The organism is Flavobacterium qiangtangense, assembly GCF_042658345.1.
Taxonomy (GTDB): domain Bacteria; phylum Bacteroidota; class Bacteroidia; order Flavobacteriales; family Flavobacteriaceae; genus Flavobacterium; species Flavobacterium qiangtangense.
In genome coordinates this window covers 1-18,074 of the sequence record NZ_JBHSQB010000007.1, presented here as the reverse complement: position 1 = coordinate 18,074, position 18,074 = coordinate 1, and the positions used below count along the sequence as shown (strand labels likewise).

17 protein-coding genes are annotated in these 18,074 nt (G+C 35.7%); 5 read left to right on the top strand and 12 right to left on the bottom strand.

Translation table 11 applies throughout. The features are described from left to right. Positions 1–28 precede the first annotated feature (28 nt). Together ACFPVY_RS07895 and dnaB are read left to right on the top strand one after the other, a co-directional pair. Positions 29–982, top strand: a complete 954-nt coding sequence (locus tag ACFPVY_RS07895) for an acetyl-CoA carboxylase carboxyltransferase subunit alpha (RefSeq protein ID WP_379791424.1) — start codon at positions 29–31, stop codon at positions 980–982. Between the two features lie 140 nt (positions 983–1,122). After that, entirely contained in the window at positions 1,123–2,664 is a 1,542-nt protein-coding gene (dnaB, locus tag ACFPVY_RS07890) for a replicative DNA helicase (RefSeq protein WP_379791423.1), read from the top strand. A gap of 53 nt (positions 2,665–2,717) precedes the next feature. Here the strand turns inward: dnaB and arsB are convergent, their stop codons facing one another. The 4 genes from arsB to ACFPVY_RS07870 are packed head-to-tail and all read right to left on the bottom strand — an operon-like array spanning position 2,718 to position 5,226. Further along, positions 2,718–3,761 (bottom strand): ACR3 family arsenite efflux transporter, encoded by a 1,044-nt coding sequence (arsB, locus tag ACFPVY_RS07885; protein ID WP_379791422.1) that lies wholly within the window; start codon positions 3,759–3,761, stop codon positions 2,718–2,720. 3 nt (positions 3,762–3,764) lie between these two features. Then, complete coding sequence (locus ACFPVY_RS07880) at positions 3,765–4,379, bottom strand: arsenate-mycothiol transferase ArsC (protein ID WP_379791421.1); 615 nt, start codon at positions 4,377–4,379, stop codon at positions 3,765–3,767. 17 nt (positions 4,380–4,396) lie between these two features. Then, positions 4,397–4,846, bottom strand: coding sequence for a DUF6428 family protein (locus ACFPVY_RS07875; RefSeq protein WP_379791420.1), 450 nt, complete (start codon positions 4,844–4,846; stop codon positions 4,397–4,399). Positions 4,847–4,899: 53 nt separating this feature from the next. After that, a complete protein-coding gene (locus ACFPVY_RS07870; RefSeq protein WP_379791419.1) occupies positions 4,900–5,226 on the bottom strand; it encodes an ArsR/SmtB family transcription factor in 327 nt (108 codons plus the stop codon). A 180-nt stretch (positions 5,227–5,406) separates the two neighbouring features. Here ACFPVY_RS07870 and ACFPVY_RS07865 point away from each other — a divergent pair, with 180 nt between their 5' ends. Further along, a complete protein-coding gene (locus ACFPVY_RS07865; RefSeq protein WP_379791417.1) occupies positions 5,407–6,669 on the top strand; it encodes an asparagine synthetase B in 1,263 nt (420 codons plus the stop codon). Positions 6,670–6,709: 40 nt separating this feature from the next. On the opposite strand, the gene ACFPVY_RS07860 is transcribed toward ACFPVY_RS07865, so the two are convergent. Together ACFPVY_RS07860 and cphA are read right to left on the bottom strand one after the other, a co-directional pair. Then, positions 6,710–8,422, bottom strand: coding sequence for a T9SS type A sorting domain-containing protein (locus tag ACFPVY_RS07860; RefSeq protein WP_379791416.1), 1,713 nt, complete (start codon positions 8,420–8,422; stop codon positions 6,710–6,712). Between the two features lie 121 nt (positions 8,423–8,543). Then, positions 8,544–11,168: a cyanophycin synthetase gene (gene cphA / locus ACFPVY_RS07855; RefSeq protein WP_379791415.1), complete on the bottom strand. Its 2,625-nt coding sequence runs from the start codon at positions 11,166–11,168 to the stop codon at positions 8,544–8,546. A 297-nt stretch (positions 11,169–11,465) separates the two neighbouring features. Here cphA and ACFPVY_RS07850 point away from each other — a divergent pair, with 297 nt between their 5' ends. Together ACFPVY_RS07850 and ACFPVY_RS07845 are read left to right on the top strand one after the other, a co-directional pair. Further along, on the top strand, positions 11,466–12,371 hold the full coding sequence (locus ACFPVY_RS07850) for a cyanophycinase (RefSeq protein ID WP_379791414.1): 906 nt from the start codon (positions 11,466–11,468) through the stop codon (positions 12,369–12,371). Continuing rightward, complete coding sequence (locus ACFPVY_RS07845) at positions 12,368–13,210, top strand: isoaspartyl peptidase/L-asparaginase (protein WP_379791413.1); 843 nt, start codon at positions 12,368–12,370, stop codon at positions 13,208–13,210. Before ACFPVY_RS07850 ends, ACFPVY_RS07845 begins: the two co-directional genes overlap by 4 nt. A gap of 78 nt (positions 13,211–13,288) precedes the next feature. On the opposite strand, the gene ACFPVY_RS07840 is transcribed toward ACFPVY_RS07845, so the two are convergent. The 6 genes from ACFPVY_RS07840 to thrS form a co-directional block, all read right to left on the bottom strand. Further along, entirely contained in the window at positions 13,289–13,729 is a 441-nt protein-coding gene (locus ACFPVY_RS07840; protein WP_379791412.1) for a carboxymuconolactone decarboxylase family protein, read from the bottom strand. A gap of 78 nt (positions 13,730–13,807) precedes the next feature. Beyond that, the gene (locus ACFPVY_RS07835) at positions 13,808–14,377 is read right to left on the bottom strand and encodes a Crp/Fnr family transcriptional regulator (RefSeq protein ID WP_379791411.1); all 570 of its coding nucleotides are present in this window, start codon (positions 14,375–14,377) and stop codon (positions 13,808–13,810) included. Between the two features lie 86 nt (positions 14,378–14,463). Further along, entirely contained in the window at positions 14,464–14,808 is a 345-nt protein-coding gene (rplT, locus tag ACFPVY_RS07830) for a 50S ribosomal protein L20 (RefSeq protein ID WP_125012090.1), read from the bottom strand. Positions 14,809–14,979: 171 nt separating this feature from the next. Continuing rightward, complete coding sequence (rpmI, locus tag ACFPVY_RS07825) at positions 14,980–15,177, bottom strand: 50S ribosomal protein L35 (protein WP_022827375.1); 198 nt, start codon at positions 15,175–15,177, stop codon at positions 14,980–14,982. Between the two features lie 134 nt (positions 15,178–15,311). Then, positions 15,312–15,860 carry a translation initiation factor IF-3 gene (gene infC, locus ACFPVY_RS07820; protein WP_379792002.1) on the bottom strand — a complete coding sequence of 183 codons (549 nt, stop codon included), beginning with the start codon at positions 15,858–15,860 and terminating at the stop codon, positions 15,312–15,314. A gap of 22 nt (positions 15,861–15,882) precedes the next feature. Further along, complete coding sequence (thrS, locus tag ACFPVY_RS07815) at positions 15,883–17,829, bottom strand: threonine--tRNA ligase (RefSeq protein ID WP_379791410.1); 1,947 nt, start codon at positions 17,827–17,829, stop codon at positions 15,883–15,885. Positions 17,830–18,074: the final 245 nt, after the last annotated feature.

Sequence of the window (18,074 nt, the reverse complement as noted above, 5' to 3'; positions counted from 1 at the left end):
GAACAAAAAACTATAACGCACAAGTCCTATGGAATATTTAGATTTTGAACTCCCTATAAAAGAACTTGAAGACCAGTTAGACAAATGCCAAATTATTGGAGCAGAATCTGATGTTGATGTGTCTAATACTTGTAAGCAAATCGAGAAAAAATTAGAAGAAACTAAGAAAAATATATACAAAAACTTAACCGCTTGGCAACGTGTTCAATTATCAAGACACCCAAGCCGTCCTTACACGATGGATCACGTTCGCGCTTTATGTGGCGATACTTTCTTAGAACTTTTTGGAGACAGAAGTTTTAAAGATGACAAAGCTATGATCGGTGGTTTAGGAAAAATTGGCGGTCAGTCTTTTATGATTGTTGGTCAGCAAAAAGGTTTTAATACAAAAACACGTCAGTATCGCAATTTTGGTATGGCAAATCCAGAAGGGTACCGAAAAGCGTTGCGTTTGATGAAAATGGCAGAGAAATTCGGGATTCCTGTGGTAACTTTAGTTGATACTCCCGGAGCTTATCCAGGTTTAGAAGCTGAAGAAAGAGGACAAGGAGAAGCAATTGCAAGAAATATCTTTGAAATGATGTGCTTAAAAGTGCCAATCATCACAGTAATTGTGGGTGAAGGAGCTTCAGGTGGCGCACTCGGAATTGGTGTTGGAGATAAAGTATATATGATGGAAAACACTTGGTATTCTGTAATTTCTCCAGAATCTTGTTCTTCAATTTTATGGAGAAGCTGGGAATATAAAGAGCAAGCAGCAGAAGCTTTAAAATTGACTTCTTTTGATATGAAAAAACAAAAGTTGGTTGACGATATTATTCCAGAACCACTTGGTGGAGCGCATTATGACAGAGAAACTGCTTTTGCGGCGGTTGAAAAATATATTTTGAAAGGATTCAACGAATTGAAAGACTTATCAACAGCTGATTTAGTAGCCAAAAGAATGGACAAATACAGCAAGATGGGCGAGTTTAAAGAGTAATTCTTTACAAACAGATATAAAATCCGAAGCCCCGTGGTTTCGGATTTTTTTTTGGTTATCAACAAAAAATCATTACTTATAAACAAAACTAGCTAACAAGTCAAGAGTTATTTTTTTTATTTTTTAGCTACTTTCGCACTATGGAAAATCTCAAGAATATAAACCCGGTTAGAGTAGATAAAACTACAATAATCAATCTCGAAAAAGGAAAACTCCCGCCACAAGCGCTCGATTTGGAGGAGGCAGTTTTAGGTGCGATGATGATTGATAAAAAAGGGGTGGACGAGGTGATCGATATTCTCCAGCCCGAAGCATTTTATAAAGAAGCGCACAAGCACATTTTTGAAGCAATCGTCACACTTTTCAACGATTCGCAACCTGTTGACTTATTAACAGTTTCGGCGCAGTTGAGAAAAACGGCAAAACTTGATTTAGCTGGTGGTGATTTTTACTTGATTCAGCTGACGCAAAAGATTTCGTCTTCGGCACACATTGAATTTCACTCAAGGATTATTCTTCAAAAGTTTATCCAAAGAAGTTTGATTAAAATTTCTTCAGAAATCATCGAAGAATCGTATGATGAATCAACTGATGTATTTGATTTGCTAGATAAAGCCGAATCTAAATTATACGAAGTTACGCAAGGAAATATCAAGCGTAGTTCTGAAACAGCACAAAGTTTGGTAATCCAAGCAAAAAAGCGAATTGAAGAAATTGCAGGAAAAGAAGGTTTGAGCGGTGTTGCCACAGGTTTTGAAAAATTAGATAAAATTACTTCAGGATGGCAACCTTCAGATTTGATTATTATCGCGGCACGTCCGGGTATGGGTAAAACGGCTTTCGTACTTTCGATGGCTCGAAATATTTCTATCGATTTTGGACACGCAGTTGCACTTTTTTCTTTGGAGATGTCTTCTGTTCAGTTGATTACACGTTTAATTTCTTCGGAAACCGGACTTTCTTCTGAAAAATTGCGTACCGGAAAATTAGAGAAACACGAGTGGGAGCAATTGAGTATCAAAGTTAAAAACTTAGAAAAAGCACCTTTATATATTGACGATACGCCTTCGCTTTCGATTTTCGATTTGCGTGCGAAGGCAAGACGTTTGGCTTCACAATACGGTATTCGTCTTATTATTGTCGATTATCTTCAGTTGATGACAGCCGGTGGAAATGGAAAAGGTGGCGGAAACCGTGAGCAGGAAATCTCTACAATTTCCCGAAACTTAAAAGCTTTAGCAAAAGAATTGAACGTTCCCGTAATTGCACTTTCGCAACTTTCTCGTGCGGTTGAAACGCGTGGATCGAGCAAAAGACCTTTGCTTTCTGACCTTCGTGAATCTGGAGCGATTGAGCAGGATGCCGATATTGTTTCGTTTATTTACCGTCCAGAATATTATAAAATTGATGAATGGGATGATGATGAGCATTCGCCAACTGAAGGTCAAGCCGAATTTATCATTGCAAAACACAGAAATGGTAGTTTGGAAAACGTTCGTTTAAAGTTCATCGGAAATCTCGGTAAGTTCGACAACCTTGACGAATACGGAACATCTTTTGACGATCTTCCTTCAAAAATGAATATGGACGCGCCTTTCTTGACAAAAAATCTTCCTTCGGCAAATGATGCTTTCGGAAGCAATATGAATAGTATTGACGATGACAGCGATGTTCCGTTTTAATTAAAAATTTAAGATTCAAAATAAAAAATCCGCTTTGTGCGGATTTTTTTAATTCAGTTTTGAATGCCAGAATAATATTTTCTCTTAAACCACAAACTAATTTTTACTAGTAAAATTAGTACAGGTACTTCGACCAAAGGACCAATTACGCCAACAAATGCTTGTGGAGAATGGATGCCAAAAACCGCAATCGAAACCGCAATTGCCAATTCAAAATTATTTCCAGTTGCCGTAAATGCTATCGATGCATTTTTGTCATAAGGTATTTTCATTGACTTGTTTATAAAAAAACTTATCAAAAACATTATGACAAAATAGATGATTAGCGGTATAGCGACTTTTATTACATCCATTGGCAATTCAAGGATCTTTTCACCTTTTAAGCTAAACATCAGAACAATTGTAAACAACAATGCGTACAAGGTAATCGGTGAAATTTTCGGAATGAATTTTCGATTGTACCATTCAATTCCTTTAGTTTTTACTAAAATATATCGTGTTAAAAATCCCATGATGAAAGGAATGCCTAAATAAATTAAAACGCTTTCAGTCACATCTTGCATGGATACGTTTACATCGAAATTTGCCAAACCTAGCTTTTTTGGAAGAAAATTAATAAAAAGCCATACAAAAAAGCTATAGCTTAGTACTTGAAAAATGCTATTTAAAGCGATTAAAACTGCCGCATATTCTCTATTTCCTTTGGCCAAGTCATTCCAAACAATAACCATTGCAATGCATCTTGCCAAACCAATTAAAATTAAGCCGATCATATAATCAGGCTCGTCTCTTAAAAATAAAATGGCCAACGAAAACATTAAAATCGGACCTATAATCCAGTTCAATAATAATGAAATGCTGATCACTTTTCTGTCTTTAAAAGCATTCGAGAGTAAAGAATAATCCACTTTTGCCAAAGGCGGATACATCATTAAGATCAATCCAATTGCCAGAGGAATGTTTGTAGTTCCAGCAGATAATTTGTCAGTAATATTCGAAATTCCTGGAAATAAATAACCTAAGCCAATGCCAATTCCCATAGCTAAAAATATCCAAAGCGTAAGGTATCGGTCTAAAAATTTTAATTTTGGTTGCATTCTTTATTTTTTAATTTGTGAAAAAACATAAAACATTTCAGAAGCAATTTCTAAGCTTCGGCTAGCATAAACCTCGCTTTGATTTGGTAATCCATCTGAAATTTTTGGATCTTCAAATGTAATGGAAATGCGTTTTTCAGCGCCAGTAATAAATGGGCAGCCACCGTCAGCTTGCGAGCAAGTCATGATTGCTGCAAATTCTGAAACTGGATTAAAAAAATGATCGTATTTTTTAGAAAATCCAATGATTGGTTGCGAATTTTCATTGAATTTGATAGCATAAACAGGATTTTTTTCTGTAAAAATTTTTTCAATTTTAAAGCCTTGTTCTTGTAAAATTTCGGCAACTTTTGCAAATAATGCTGTTTCTTCTGTTCCGCCAGAAAAACAATGCAAGTTATTGACGCTGTAAAAATAAGCAGCGACTTGTGCCCAAATTTGACACAAATGACTTCTGCGAGAATTGTGGGTGCAAATAAAATTGATGTTTATTGGCGACTTTGTATCTGACTTTTGTCGAATATAATCAATTAAAGGTTGTAGGATATTTTTACGGTCTTTTTCAATTTCCTGATCTTTCAACAAATCTTTGACAGTTTCTGATAATTTTGGATACATAATAATTCGATTAAATTTTAACAGCATCCAGAATTTGGACTGCATTCACTTGACTTTATAGTAATTTGATTTTCAGAAATACCGCAAGCATCTTGTGCCAAACAAGCTGTCGTTTTGTTTTTCAGAATAAAATTTTCCCCGTTGAATTCTAAATCATATTTTCCGATAGTTTCAGATTGGTATTCGACCTCAATTTCTGAATCTTCAATGCCTAATTTTCTTTCAGAAAGTTGGATAATATTTAAAAGTTTTTTAGGTTTTAAGCGGTGTTCAAAATCGTCTGCGTTCCACAATTGGAAATTCACCACAGTTTCCTTACGAATTACGCCACCGCAGTCAATGAAGTTTTTAGTAATTTGACCTATTTCGGTTACGTGAAAATGTTCGGGTACAAATTTTCCATTTTCTAACTGAAATGCAACATTTTCTAAATTTGGCAAAATCTCTTTAATTTGGGATAGTTTCATAATCGTATAAATTTGTTTATTGCAATATTGCGATGTTTGTTTTTAAAAAAAGGCTAACAACATTTTTGTTTCGTAGCCGTTGTGACAATCATTGAGAAATAATTTTTGAGAATATCGAAAGTATTTTCATCGATACAGTAACAAATAGCATTTCCATCGATGCTTCCTTTTATGAGTCCAGCATTTTTCAATTCTTTTAAGTGCTGTGAAACTGTGGGTTGCGCCAAAGGAAGCTCGTTCACAATATCACCACAAATGCAAGTATCCACACTTAATAAATATTCAATTATGGCAATTCTAGCAGGATGTCCTAACGCTTTAGCGATTGTTGCAATTTGGTTTTGATGTGCTGTAAAGTGTTCTGTTTTAGAAGCTCCCATAAGATTAATTTTAATATTGCAATATTACGATATTGTTTTTAATCTTAAAAATAATCTATTTTTTTTTTTTATTATATCAAATTATGTGTTTTGAGAGAGCAAATTTTATAATTTACATTGTCAAAAACCGTTATCTTTGACAAAAGCCTCGCAATCTTCCGAAGCTTAAAAATTTTTAGAATGCATAAAAAGTTATCTTTTATATTTTTATTTTTCCTGATTTCAATCTCGTCTTGGGCATCTTTTATTTTGCTTCCGATGGATGAAAGTTCACAGCAAAATCACTTGAAAGCTTATGGAATCACGTATTGGTCTCTTGATAAACATTACAAAGTCAGTTGGCTTTTAAATTATCGCGGAGGTTCTTTTCTTTTGCCTGATGCTCCAGAAATTAGAAAAGAATGCCAAATTCGAGGCGTGAGTTTTGAACTTTTATCGGATGGTCAAGCCAATTCTATTTTGGATGAAATCAGCAGTCCGTCACAAAATATGGAAACTGTGGTCTTGGAAAAAGCGCCGAAAATTGCGGTTTATACTCCAAAAGGAAAACAGCCTTGGGACGATGCGGTGACTTTGGTTTTAACGTATGCGGAAATTCCGTTTACACCAATTTATGACGAAGAGGTTTTATCTGACGGATTACTTTTATATGAATGGTTGCATCTTCACCACGAAGATTTTACCGGCCAATACGGAAAATTCTTTGGAGCTTACAAAAATGCGCCTTGGTATATCGAACAAAAAAATGATGCAGAAGCTTTGGCTCAAAAATTAGGTTATAGTAAAGTTTCTGAAGAAAAATTAGCGGTAGCAAAAAAGATTCGCGATTTTGTAATCGGTGGCGGTTTTATGTTTGCAATGTGTTCGGCGACCGATAGTTTTGACATTGCTTTGGCGGCAGAGGGTGTTGATATTTGCGAACCGATGTTTGACGGAGACGAAAGCGAAGGAAATTACCAATCGAAAATCGATTACAATAATAGTTTTGCTTTCAAAGATTATATTTTAGAAAGAAATCCTGTTGTTTATGAATTTTCGGATATTGACATGACGATGAAAAGAAGCATAATGCCCGACAAAGATTATTTTACTTTGATGGATTATTCTGCAAAATGGGATCCAATTCCGAGTATGTTGTGCCAAAATCATACGCAATTGGTTAAAGGTTTTATGGGCCAAACGACTTCTTTTGATGGCCAACGAATCAAATCAAATGTATTGGTGATGGGCGAAAATAAAGTGAATAACGAAGCGAGATACATTCACGGAACAAAAGGAAAAGGAATGTTCACTTATTTTGGAGGCCACGACCCCGAAGATTATCAACATCGAGTGGGCGATGCGCCGACGGTTTTAGATTTGCATCCAAATTCTCCAGGTTATCGATTGATTTTAAATAACGTTTTATTTCCTGCAGCGAGAAAAAAGAAATTGAAAACATAAAAAAAGTCCTAACTTAAATGTTAGGACTTTTTTGTTTGATTTAATTCTTGACCAATTTAAAACTTTCTTTTGATTTTCCGTTTTCAATTTGAAGAATATAATTGCCACTTGAAAGTTCTTCAACAGACAAGTTTGCAGAATCTAATTTGTTTTCTTTCACTAGTTTTCCGGTGATGTCGAAAATTTTGTATTGCATATTTTCCTGAAAATTTGAAATTGTTACAAATGAATTCGCTGGATTTGGATAAATTGAATTGGAAAGAGAGAATTCTTTTGTTGCTAAGCTGGCATCTCTTTTCGCTAAAAACGTTTGGCCACTTGTGGCGTTTTGCAAATTTATTGTTCCCAATGTCAGCGTGGGATCATTTAATCTTCCTGAATAATAATAGGTACTTCCTTGTATATCTAAAATTTTCACTTCTCGCGATTGTGCAACATCGGCTATTTTATAAAAATCAGAAGCAAGACCGCTTTGGTCAAATTTTACCGAAAATAAATTCGTTGCAAAATTTTGGTTTTGCACAAAATAATTGTTTCCGAAATTTATATATCCTGAAAATACTCCAGAAACATAAATATTATTGGAAGCATCAAAATAAATTTTATCGAAAGAATTGTTGCCCAAGTTGGCGTTTGGTAGCGCATCGGTTGCAATTCTTCCGCCTTTTACCCACGAAACCACGCCGTTTGTGTTATATTTTGTAAGGTATGAGCCTGAATTTCCGAAGAAACTTATGGTACTTCCGCCAAAATTTGCTGTCGAATTATAAACCGTTCCAATAAGGAAAATATTATTTGAGTTGTCGGCTTGAATATCATTAACTTGGCTGTGAGAGCTCGACGAAGTAACCGCAGTTGATGCCCAGCCAAAATTTCCGGAGCTGTCGAATTTTGCTATAAATAAATTTGCGTTTCCGGATGATGCATTTCTAGTTAAAGTTTGGGTTCCGAAAGTTGTGGAATTGCTGAAAAAATGTCCTGCTACAAATACGTTTCCGTTAGTATCAACTGTCAAGCCTTTTGGTTGCGTTCCAACTCTGTGCGGATTTTGAATGCTTGCAGTTCCATTATAAGTGGAAGATTTTAGCCAAATTGCATTTCCAGAAAGATCTAATTTTGCTACAAAAGTTTTGTCCATAAAGTCTACAACCGCAGTATAATTTGCCGATGGCGTAACTAAATTATCGTAAGTATAAGTGTTTCCGGAATGCGTTCCCGCTAAATATAAAAATCCATTTTTGGTTTTTAGAATCGAATTTCCGTGATAATTTATTTGTTTTGTCCAGATCAAGTTTCCGTCAAGATCAAATTTTCCGATAAATGACTTTGTCTCATTATTTTGCGATTCATAAGTATTTGTACCTAAAACAATATTTCCGTTGAAATATCCGGTTACGTAAAAATTATTAGCGCCATCAAATGTTATCGATGAAAAAGATTCAAACTTTGAACCAGTAAAATGTTTTGCAAATACCAAATTTCCGTCAGAATCATGCTTTGTAATAAACGCGTCTGAATATTGAATTGTGGGAACAGTTGGAGGTTCGCTGGAATTTGTGAGTGTCACATTTCCTATTGTTGCAGTGCTGGTGTTAAAAGTGCCAAGCGTGTAAATGTTTTTGTTTGAGTCAATAAACGTGTTGTAAAAGGCCGAGTAATCATTGCTTTGAAAACTTTTTGCCCAAACCCATTCTTGTCCAGACATGTTTGCATAAGTTGAGATAAATAAAATAAGCAGTGTAATTTTTTTCATAAAATTGTAGTTATTAATTATTTATAAAGTATTTGAAGTGAAGTATTTTCAAATTTATAAATAAAAAGTTACAAAATACGAAATAAAAAAAGCCGTCACAAAATTGACGGCTTTAGTTGTATTATGAAATATTTTCTTCGTTTTCTTTATCTAAGTATCTCTGAACTATATCGATAGCATTTGTGACGACATCGCTTAAAGCTGTGATAAAAGAACCTTCTTCAGCGCTATTTATGGCATGTTTAATAGCTTCAGTTTCCTTTGGAATAATTTCATAAGTGATATCTCTTCCCGAAGATTCGATTCCTTCCAAAATCAAATTGATGATTTCTTCTTCAGTTCTTCCTCTTAGATATTTCTCCTGACGGATGATAATATGGTCAAACATTCTTCCTGCAATCAAGCCACATTCTTTGATATCTTCATCGCGTCTGTCACCAACTCCGGCAATAATTCCGATTTTTTTAGTGGCTTCCACGTTGTTCAAATAATCTTCGACTGCCATATAGCCAGCAGGATTATGAGCAAAATCAATCAAAACTTTAAATTTCTTGAAGTCAAAAATGTTCATTCTTCCAGGAGTTTGTGCCACACTCGGAATAAAAGTTTGAAGTGACAAGCTAATATCTTCGGTTTTGAAACCATATAAATACGAAGCCAAAGTCGCTGCCAAAACATTCGCAATCATGAATTTCGCTTTTCCGCCTAAAGTCAATGGAACGTGAGTCGCTCTTTCAACCCTGATTTTCCAGTCGCCTTTTTTGATTGTAACATATCCGTTTTCATAAACTGCTACAATTTTTCCTTCTTTTCCTAATTTTTTAATCAACGGATTTTCTTCATCCATGCTGAAAAAAGCTACGTTGCAATCTAATTCGCCAGCAATTTTCACACATTCAGCATCGTCAGCATTTAAAACTGCCCAACCATCTTTCTTCACACTTCTGACAACCGTCTTTTTAACTTTTGCCAAATCTGACAATGTATCGATGTCGTTTAAGCCTAAATGATCTGCAGAAATATTGGTAATAATTCCAATATCACAACGACTAAAGCCTAATCCAGAACGAAGAATTCCACCGCGAGCTGTCTCTAAAACGGCAAATTCCACGGTTGGATCTTTTAAAATATATTCGGTACTAACTGGTCCGGTTGTATCACCTTTTTCCAACATGTGATTTTGGATATAAATTCCATCCGAAGTTGTGAAGCCAACTTTATACCCGTTATTTTTTACAATATGAGCTAAAAGTCGGGTAGTAGTAGTTTTTCCATTAGTTCCGGTAACCGCAATAATCGGAATTCTGCTCGGTTTTCCTGGTGGATAAAGCATGTCAATTACTGGTGCGGCAACGTTTCTAGGCAAACCTTCTGACGGAGCCAAGTGCATTCTAAAACCTGGCGCAGCATTTACTTCTAAAATAACACCTCCATTTTCGTTCAAAGGTTGCGTCAAATTTTCGGCCATAATATCAATTCCGCAAATATCAAGACCAATTACACGCGAAATTCTTTCGGATAAAAAGATGTTTTCTGGATGCATCATATCCGTCACATCAACAGAAGTTCCGCCGGTGCTTAAATTTGCCGTCGATTTTAAATATACAATTTCACCTTTCCTTGGAATTGTTTCCAAAGTATAATTCATTTTTGCCAATAAATCTGTGGTATCACGATCAACTGTGATTTCAGTCAAAACATTTTCGTGACCATAACCACGTCTTGGATCTAGATTTTCAGTGTCAATTAATTCTTGAATCGTGCTCGTTCCATTTCCCTTAACGTGCGCCGGAACTCTTTGTGCGGCTGCAACAATTTTATTATCTATCACCAAAACTCTAAAGTCGAATCCGGTAATAAATTTTTCAACGATTACGCGACGACTATATTGTTGGGCATAAATCAATCCTTCTTTCGCATCTTCCAAATTCATCACATTAATAGAAGCGCCTTTTCCGTGATTTCCGTCTAAAGGTTTTATCACGATTGGATAACCGATTTTAGCAATTGTTTTTTCTAAACCTTCGTTATCCACACAAATATCTCCGCCAGCAACGGGAATCGAAGCATTGCTCAACATTCGTTTTGTTTCCTCTTTATTACAGGCAATATCAACGGCGATGCTACTTGTTTTTGCAGTCATTGTGGCTTGAAAACGAACTTGATTAATTCCGTAACCTAACTGTACGAGGGAATTTGTTCCCAATCGAATCCAAGGAATATCTCTCGCAACGGCTTCTTCCACAATACTTCCCGTACTTGGTCCGAGTCGAACGCGTTCTCTAATTTCACGCATTTTTTGAATGTCAGCTTCCAAGTCATAATCTGTTCCGGCAATCAAAGCTTCTGCAATCGCAACAGCAGATTCTGCAGCAAAAAGCCCAACATTTTCTTCCGTATAACTGAATACTACATTATATATACCCGAAGTTTTTGTCTCGCGAGTTCTTCCAAAACCGGTTTCCATTCCGGCCAAAGTCTGAATTTCTAAAGCAATATGTTCAATGACGTGACCCATCCAAGTTCCTCTTTCAATCCTCGAGAAAAATCCTCCGGGAACTCCTTCAGAACAGCGGTGATCATACATTGTTGGAAACATCGCCTGAATCCTTTCTCCAAAGCCATCAATTTTATTGGTTGGAAATTGCTCCATTTCTTCCAGATCCAAACGCATTTGGATTAATTTTTTTCTCTGTACGCTCCAAATGTTGGGACCACGTAAGGCTTGTATTTTTAATATTTTCATAAATTGATGTGTTTGCTTTGGTATTATTAAGGTAATCGTTTGACTCTAAGAACTTTGATAGTTTTTCTAAACTCTTTCAAAAATATATAAGTAATTTTTAGAAAATTAGTTAAAAAAATTATAATATTAATGTACTAAAATAATTTTTTTTAAATATCAATCAAAATATTTCTTTAATTAATTTGAAATTAATTTCTATATGAAATTAGTTTTAAAAAATTATTATAAAATTTCGATGTTTTCAGTAGTTTTTTTAACTTTTTGGTTATTTTTACCGAATTGACATACCAATATAGAATGAATATACAAGGAAAATTAATGATTATCGGAGGTGCTGTAGATAAAGGAAGTTTTACAGAAGCCAGTTTTGACGCAAATGTTGCTAACAATTTAAATTTCTTCGAAACGGGAATTTTAAAACGACTAATATTAGAATCAAAACACAAAGAAAATTCAAGAATTGAAGTGATTACAACCGCTTCAAAAATACCAAGAGAAGTTGGGCCAGAATATGTAAAAGCGTTTCAGTTTTTAAATGCCAACAATGTGGATGTTTTGCACATCGAAAAACGCGAACAGGCGACTGATTCTGAGGTTTTGGCTAGAATTAAAGCAGCTGATGTTGTAATGTTTACTGGCGGAGACCAACTTCGACTGACTTCAATTTTAGGAGGAACTGAACTTCACGATATTATTTTAGACAAATATAGAAACGAAGATTTTGTGTACGCAGGAACTTCGGCTGGAGCTGCTGCAGCTTCAAATAATATGATTTATCAAGGAAGCAGTTCAGAAGCTTTGCTGAAAGGCGAAGTGAAGATCACAAGCGGTTTAGGCTTAATTGACGATGTAACTATTGATACGCATTTTGTTCAAAGGGGCAGAATTGGCAGATTATTTCAAGCTGTTGTTGGAAATCCAAGGGTTCTTGGAATTGGTTTGGGAGAAGATACAGGTTTGCTGATAATCGAAAATAAGATGGAAGCAATTGGTTCTGGACTGGTAATTTTAGTTGATGGAAGGCAAATTAAAGATACAAATTTGACACAAGTGGAACTGGGGCAACCTGTTTCTATCAACAATTTGGTGGTTCATGTGATGAGTAAATATGATACTTATGACTTGAAAACGAATAAAATGCACATCCAATCGTCGCAATATGAAGTGGACCTTCTTCATAAAAATCCAGAATCAGTAAAATGAAAATAATAATTCACGGCGGATTTTTCTCAGAATCGTCCACAAATCACGAGACAAAAGTAGCAAAGCAAAATGCTTTGGTGCGAATTGCGAAAGATTCTTATGAGTTTTTGAAAACACATTCGGCTTTAGAAACGGTAGTTTACGCAGTTTCTCAATTGGAGGATGATGAATTGTTCAACGCCGGAATTGGTTCTCAAATTCAAAGCGACGGAAAAATCAGAATGAGTGCTTCTTTAATGGATGGCTTTACGCAAAAAATGAGCGGTGTTATTAATATCGAAGAAGTGAAAAATCCGGTGCAAGTTGCTCAGGTTTTGCTTGATTTTGATGATAAAGTTTTAGGTGGCAGCGGTGCTACCAACTTTGCCAGAAAACATGGTTTTGAAGTTTTTTCTACGGAAATTCCGCAACGGCGTTCTGAATATGAAGCCAAATTAGCTTCCGCCGGAACCGGAACTGTGGGTTGTGTAGCTTTAGACAAAGACGGAAAAATTGCTGTGGCAACTTCCACTGGTGGAAAAGGTTTTGAAATTCCAGGGCGAATTTCAGATTCTGCAACCGTTGCAGGAAATTATGCCAATGAATTTTGTGGCGTAAGTTTAACAGGAGTGGGAGAAGATATTGTCAGCGGAGCCGTTGCTGCAAAAATTGTAACTCGCGTAACCGACGGATTTTCTTTGAAGGAAGCTTTTGCAAAAACTTTCGCAGAATTAAAACCTTTTGACGGATTTGCAGGAGCAATTGCAATTGACAAAGATGGAAATATCTTTCATCAAGATTCACATCCAAGTATGGTTTTTGCTAGTTTCGACGGAGAAAAAGAAGAAGTTTTTCAGTAAGAAATTATAGAAATAAATAAAAAAATCCTGATGATTCATTTTTCATCAGGATTTTTTTTGACTGTAAATCAACGTTGATTAGTTTGCGGGCTGTAATTCTGTTGTAATTGCAATACGATTCCAAGCATTAATAATGGTAATCATCATGATTATCGCACCGATATAATTTTCATCGAAATACTTTTTGGCATTGTCATAAGTGGCTTGAGTCAAATGATTTTTTTGAATCAAAGTCACTTCTTCGGTCATTGCAAGGATTGCTTTTTCTTCATCGGTATAAAGATTTGTTTCGTTCCAAGCGTTTAAAAGATAGATTCGCTGTTCTGTAAATCCTAGTTTTCTGGCATCTTTTGTATGCATATCGATACAAAAAGCACAGCCGTTAATTTGTGAAGCTCTAATCTTGATCAGCTCTTTGTGAATTGGATTTAAGGAAGTTGATGCAATGTATTTTTCTAATCCAATCATTGCTTTGTAAGCTTCCGGTTGTGTCTGTAAAATGTTTACTCTGGTTTCCATTTTGAATGTGTTTTTAAGTTCATTACAAATTTCCGCCAAAGGTTTTTCAAAAAACTTGAAGTACTTCAAGAAATGAATTTATACTTTTCCAGCACGAATCTTACTCATAAATTCAGGAGAAAAATCCAAATAGGAGGCAACCATGTATTGCGGTACGCGTTGGATAAACTCCGGAAACATCTTGTTCATGTGATGAAAACGTTCTTCGGCAGACATTGTAAAAAGATAAGCAATGCGAACTTGCGAAGCTCCAAATGATTTTTGGATAACTAATCTAAAGTATTTTTCCAGCTTTGGAACTTGTTCTAATAATTCATCAAATGATTTCCTGTCGATAGAAAGTACTTCGATATTTTCAATGGCTTGAATATTGAAGCGAGTCGGAGTTTGATATTGAAAGCTTAAGTAATCGGTAATCCACCAATTTTCAATTCCAAATTGCATTGTCTGTTCCACGCCTTTTGAATTGTTGATATAAAACCTAATGCATCCTTTGGTTATAAAATATTGCTTGTTGCAAATCTGTCCTTCGCTTAAAAGGATTTCTTTCTTCTTGAAGTTTTCTGGCTTAAAATAAGAAAGCGTAATCTCGGCTTCTTCTGAAGTCAAGGAAAAGAATTTTTCTATATGTTGGATTAGCAGATTCATAAAACAAATATAATGAAAACAAAAAAACCACCTCTTTTGAGATGGTTTTTCTATAAGTAAGTAAGACAAATAGATTTATAAAACGTTTATTTTACTTTATTAAGTACTGCTTTGAAAGCTTCTGGGTGGTTCATTGCTAAATCTGCAAGAACTTTTCTGTTCAATTCGATTCCGTTAGCTTTTACTTTCCCCATGAATTGAGAATAAGACATTCCTTCCAATCTAGCTCCAGCGTTGATACGTTGAATCCATAATGCACGGAAATTTCTTTTGTTCTGCTTTCTATCGCGGTAAGCATAAACCATGGCTTTCTCCACCGCGTTTTTAGCAACTGTCCAAACGTTTTTACGTCTACCAAAGAAACCTTTGGCTTGCTTCATTATCTTTTTTCTTCTTGCTCTTTTAGCAACTGAATTTACTGATCTTGGCATAATTTTAATGTGTTTTTGTAGCAGGCGTCCTGAATTTAATCAAAGGAACTTATTGGCCATACTCCAAGGTTATGAAATTGTTTTTTAACCTAAAGATATCTTGGGTTTATGGTATTGGATTTATGGTTTAGGGATTTCCCTGTGCCTTGAACCTTTTACCTTAAGCCTTTATTAGATAATTCTTAATTGTTGTTTGATGCTTTTCATATCTGTCTTGTGAACAAGAGCAGAGTGAGTCAAAGCTAACTTACGCTTTTTAGATTTTTTAGTCAAGATGTGACTTTTAAAAGCGTGCTTTCTTTTAATCTTTCCAGAGCCAGTAACTTTAAAACGTTTCTTAGCGCTAGATTTGGTTTTCATTTTAGGCATTTTTTCCTAGTGTATTTAATTTGTCTTACTTACTTATTTTCAAAAGCTTTAGGCCTTAGGCTTTAGGCTTTAAGCAAAGTTGTCTTGAAAACATTTTGCTTATTGCTTATTGCTTATTGCTTACAGCAAATAATTTATTTTTTCTTCTTTGGAGCTAAGAACATAATCATTCTTTTTCCTTCCAAAACAGGCAATGCTTCCACCTTACCATATTCTTCTAAATCTTGAGCCAAACGAAGCAAAAGAATCTGTCCTTGATCTTTATAGATAATTGAACGACCTTTGAAGAATACAAAAGCTTTCAACTTCGAACCTTCCTTTAAGAATTTCTCAGCATTTTTTCTCTTGAATTCATAATCGTGCTCATCAGTTTGAGGACCAAAACGAATCTCTTTTACTGTAATTTGAGTAGATTTTGCCTTAAGTTCTTTATCACGCTTTTTCTGCATGTAAACGAACTTTTTATAATCCATAATTTTACATACCGGAGGTTCAGCATTTGGAGAGATCTCAACCAAGTCAAGTTCTTGCTCTTCTGCCATTCTCAAAGCCTCTGAAGTTTTATAAACTTTTGGCTCTACGTTGTCTCCAACAAGGCGCACTTCTGGAACACGAATTAAATTGTTAATCCTATGTGCGTCTTTTTTTTCTACTCGAGGCTGGTAACCTCTGTTGTTTCTTATTGCTATGGCCTTAAAATTTAAGTTAAACTGTAAATGTTTTTAATGTCTTTTTTATTTCTTCATTGATAATTGAAGCAAATTCATCGATAGAAACAGTGATATTTCCTTTTCCTTCCTGTCCGTGACGACGAACTGAAATCGTACCGTTTTTCTCTTCTTCCTCGCCTACAATCAGCATAAACGGGTATTTTTGTACTTCGGCTTCTCTAATTTTCTTACCGATGGTCTCGTTTCTGTTGTCAATTAGGGCGCGAATTTCGTGATTTTCTAGCAAATCTAAAACTTTTTTAGCATAATTTTCATATTTCTCGCTCAAAGACAATATAATAGCCTGCTCAGGCATCAACCAAATTGGGAAATTTCCTGCTGTATGTTCTAATAAAATCGCTATAAATCGTTCCATCGAACCAAAAGGTGCTCTGTGAATCATCACCGGACGGTGCAATTCATTATCTGAACCCTTGTAAGTCAGGTCAAAACGTTCTGGCAAGTTATAATCCACCTGAATCGTCCCTAATTGCCATTGTCTTCCCAAAGCATCCTTTACCATGAAATCCAATTTCGGACCATAGAAAGCCGCTTCGCCATATTCAACAACAGTATTTAGTCCTTTATCTTTTGCAGCGTTTATAATCGCATTCTCGGCTTTTTCCCAGTTTTCATCAGAACCAATATATTTTGCTCTGTCTTCTTGATCTCTCAAAGAAATTTGAGCCGTAAAGTTTTCAAAGCCTAAAGATCCAAATACGTATAATACAAGGTCGATCACTTTTTTGAATTCTTCATCCAATTGTTCCGGAGTACAAAAAATATGCGCATCATCCTGAGTAAACCCACGAACACGAGTCAAACCGTGTAATTCTCCAGATTGCTCATATCTATAAACAGTTCCAAATTCAGCATAACGCTTAGGTAAATCTTTATACGACCAAGGTCTCACATTATAAATTTCACAGTGATGCGGACAGTTCATCGGTTTCAATAAAAATTCCTCGCCTTCCGCCGGAGTATGAATAGGCTGGAAGCTGTCTGCCCCATATTTTTCATAATGTCCAGAAGTTACATAAAGTTCTTTCTGCCCGATGTGTGGCGTAACCACTTGTTCGTAACCCGCTTTCTTTTGTGCTTTTTTCAAAAATTGTTCCAAACGATCTCTCAAAGCAGCACCTTTTGGTAACCACAATGGCAACCCTTGACCTACTTTCTGAGAGAAAGCAAACAATTCCAATTCCTTTCCAAGTTTTCTATGATCACGACGTTTTGCTTCTTCAAGCAATTCAAGGTAATCCGTCAGATCTTTTTGCTTAGGAAATGAAATTCCATAAACACGAGTCAATTGCTTGTTCTTTTCATCACCTCTCCAATACGCACCAGCAACGCTCATGATTTTAAAAGCCTTGATAATTCCGGTATTCGGAATATGCCCACCGCGGCATAAATCAAAAAAGTCAGCATGATCACAAAAAGTAATCGTTCCGTCTTCCAGATTTGAAATCAATTCTGTCTTATATTCATTGTCCTTATATACTTCTAGAGCTTCCGCCTTTGAAACCGAACGCATTGTAAATTCATATTTTCCTCTTGAAATTTCAAGAACGCGATCTTCCACTTTCTTGAAATCGGCATCGGTGATCTTTTGGTCGCCAAAATCTACGTCATAATAAAATCCGTTGTCAATCGCAGGTCCTAATGTTAGTTTGATTCCAGGAAACAATTCCTCCAAGGCTTGCGCCATAACGTGAGAAGTCGAATGCCAAAAAGCCTTCTTCCCGTCTTTGTCATTCCAAGTATATAATATGAGTGACCCATCCGTCGTCAGTTCCGTCGCGGTTTCCACAGTAGTTCCATTAAAAGAAGCAGAAATAACATTTCTTGCCAATCCTTCACTAATGCTTTTTGCAACATCCATCGGAGTCACGCCCTGCGCAAACTCTTTAACCGACCCATCGGGTAACGTAATCTTTATCATGTTATAAAATTTATGAGCGCAAATATAAACGATTCTGAAAACACATACAATATATATGTACACTATAAATTCATACATTATATATGTGTATGGATTTTATCGTAGAGACAGCCCACTAGGCTGTCTTTTTATTTGCGCGGCAACCCCAGGCCAATTCCCCAAAACAGAAAACAAAACCCCTTCCTTATATATATGTAATTTTTCCCGGCAGCGAAAGGCCTTTCTTTTGCCAGCACACGCAATTC